This is a genomic window from Photorhabdus sp. RM323S (assembly GCF_042879375.1).
Classification (GTDB): domain Bacteria; phylum Pseudomonadota; class Gammaproteobacteria; order Enterobacterales; family Enterobacteriaceae; genus Photorhabdus; species Photorhabdus tasmaniensis.
The window spans coordinates 1-859 of the sequence record NZ_JBHFKZ010000169.1 but is presented as its reverse complement, the minus strand read 5'-3'; the positions used below and the strand labels follow the sequence as shown (position 1 = coordinate 859).

The window sequence follows — 859 nt, the reverse complement described above, 5'->3', positions numbered from 1 at the left end:
ACTATCGATAAAAGCCAATTATTTCAAATTGGCTCAAATAAATTAAAGGAAATAAAATCACATGAAAGTAGTGAACCTGTATGAAGAAATGAAAGTGGTGACGTACTTTGAAATTGAGATAATTGTGCCTGCGTTCGTTAACTACATTGCCGCTGATGAGAATGGCGAATTGTGGGGATATAATCGCAAGCCTATGTGGGACTCACTGTGTAATAGAGGGTGGTGGGGATTTGATGATGATGAAGAAGAAGAAGGCGTTTATTGTCTCGAAATAGGGAAAGTGGAATTTGAAGGCGAGTGCTGGAAAGATTCTTTAGAGTATGTGGGTGAGGCGTCGACAACTGTCTTCTGTGCGAAAGGTGAATGAGATGATAGTAGAAAAACATATTTATCAGGAAAGTAGAACTGTTAAGTATTTTAATGTGCAAGTCGAGGTTCCCTACTGGGCGCAGTATTTAGCCGCCGACGCAGATGGCGAATTGTGGGCATATGAACTTGAGCCTCGGTTTTTTGGAAGCTACTGGATGGAAGATGATGAAAATGAGAGTGGCAGCGTGAAAATCGCTATGCTTGATTTAGGTGTCGTTAACTGGAAGTACACTCTTGTGGATGTTGATGATATTTGCTTGGAATATATTAAACATGTAAAGAATTAGAAAAGGAAATAAAATCACATGAAACTTATTAGCTTAATAAAGCCGATTAAAGTTAAATACTTCGGCATTGAATTATTAGTCCCGTTTTGGACTAAATTTATAGTAACTGATCGCAACGGAATTGTATTAGCATGGAACGAAAAGCCACTTCAAAGCAACGGGCGCTGGATTTCTGAATCAGCACAATATCAATATGAAATTGT

General features: G+C 38.4%; 3 protein-coding genes. All 3 read left to right on the top strand.

The genetic code is table 11. The features are described 5' to 3' along the window. The first annotated feature begins 61 nt into the window (after positions 1 to 61). Positions 62 to 367 carry a hypothetical protein gene (locus ACGF7G_RS22500; RefSeq protein WP_387468510.1) on the top strand — a complete coding sequence of 102 codons (306 nt, stop codon included), beginning with the start codon at positions 62 to 64 and terminating at the stop codon, positions 365 to 367. Between the two features lies 1 nt (position 368). Further along, a complete protein-coding gene (locus ACGF7G_RS22495) occupies positions 369 to 656 on the top strand; it encodes a hypothetical protein (protein WP_387468509.1) in 288 nt (95 codons plus the stop codon). An 18-nt stretch (positions 657 to 674) separates the two neighbouring features. Beyond that, the coding region (locus tag ACGF7G_RS22490; protein ID WP_387468507.1) for a hypothetical protein at positions 675 to 859 on the top strand (185 nt) is incomplete at its 3' end.